The 1,498-nt window shown below is 45.8% G+C and carries 3 protein-coding genes; all 3 read right to left on the bottom strand.

The genetic code is table 11. The annotated features are described in order from the left end of the window. On the bottom strand, positions 1-501 hold a 501-nt coding region (locus tag A3766_RS25670; RefSeq protein WP_156509141.1), incomplete at its 3' end, for a radical SAM protein. A gap of 30 nt (positions 502-531) precedes the next feature. After that, complete coding sequence (locus tag A3766_RS25665; protein WP_231872121.1) at positions 532-1,119, bottom strand: Lrp/AsnC family transcriptional regulator; 588 nt, start codon at positions 1,117-1,119, stop codon at positions 532-534. Beyond that, positions 1,091-1,498 (bottom strand): Lrp/AsnC family transcriptional regulator (locus A3766_RS31600; protein WP_068643231.1); only part of this gene is annotated, 408 nt, incomplete at its 5' end. The genes A3766_RS25665 and A3766_RS31600, both read right to left, overlap by 29 nt.

The raw sequence follows: 1,498 nt of genomic DNA, 5'->3' as shown, positions 1-1,498 counted from the left end.
GCCAGCTTTAATACCGTTCTCTCGACAGAGTTTAATTCCGTTTAAGGCCGCATCAAAACCACCCTGCATCTGGCGAAATTCATCATTATTTTCACGCAAGCCGTCGATGCTGACACCGACATAATTAAAACCAACTTCAGCTATTTTCTTAATGTTGTCTTCGTCGATTAGGGTACCGTTGCTCGACAAGCCAACATAAAAGCCCATGCTTTTCGCTCTTTTTCCAATTTCAAAGATATCATCCCGAAGCAAAGGCTCCCCGCCCGAAAGAATCAAGACGGGTACACCGTAAGCCTTTAAATCATCCATCAAGGTAAAGACTTCTTCGGTGCTTAGTTCGCCTGGAAAGTGAGTATCTGCCGAAATGGAATAGCAATGCCTGCAGGTTAGGTTACAACGCCGAATCAGGTTCCAGATAACGACGGGTCCTGGCGGCTTTCGCAATGGCCCTAATGGCGTTTGATCGTGCAGAATTTTCATGTACTGGCTAATTCTAAACATGGCACTCCGCCTTATTCTATTGGTCTCTGTTCAGGTCTTTTTAGCGCTAGGTGGCGCTTCTCTCTGACCGATTCGTAGACCGGTCTTTTTTAATATTTTGGTACTGTAGAGCGCATCGCTCGCTCGTAAGTCATCACCCAATAGCTGATTGATCTGCTCTATATATTTCGCAACTTCTTGTTTAGTTTTACCATGAACCATGGCAAAGAGGTTATACCTCCATAGCGGTAAGTGGCGGGGCCTGTGATAACAGTGACTAACAAAGGATAAATCGCCCAAAGCTTGTCCTAATTCACTCACCTTTTCGTCGGGCACATCCCACACAGTCATACCGTTTACTTTAAAGCCCAGTTTGTAGTGATTGGGTACTGCAGCGATTCTTCGAATAATCCCTTCATCTAACATACGTTGCAGACGCGCCATCACCTCATCGGCAGATATATTCAACATCAAACCCAGCACATGATAAGGTCGTGGGGCAAGAGGCAAACCCTCCTGAGTCAAGACGATCAACTCGCGATCTATACTCGATAGTGAGTAGTTTTCTTCCTCCTCCATAGGTAAGTCCTCCGCTTGAGGGCGATAAAAATCATTCGAGGTCGAGATAGAATCCAACATAGAACTCCTCCTTCTTCGGCATGTCGTAGACCTTAAATCCTGTCTGACGTTCAATTTCTTCGATCACTCGCCCTTTACCTTCCTGTTCCTCAGTTGCAATCACAAACCACATATTCAATTCGTGAGTCCGTTTGTAGTTGTGAGCAATCTCGGGAAAGCCATTGACGATTTCAGCTACTTCATCAAAGCGCTCTTCCGGTATCGCCATACCCGCAAGTGACAGTGCACCACCCAACTGCTCTGCATGGTACATTGGGCCAAAGCGCGTTAGCGTTTTATCGGCACGCATCTTCTCAACTCGGTCGATCAACTCTGATTCTTTTATGTCCAGCTCTTTTGCAACTTCGGCAAAAGGGTATTCACAAATAGGAAAACCATA

The sequence above is a fragment of the Oleiphilus sp. HI0132 genome, from assembly GCF_001635845.1.
The sequence above is the reverse complement of the archived record's forward strand: the minus strand, read 5'-3'. Positions and strand labels throughout refer to the sequence as shown.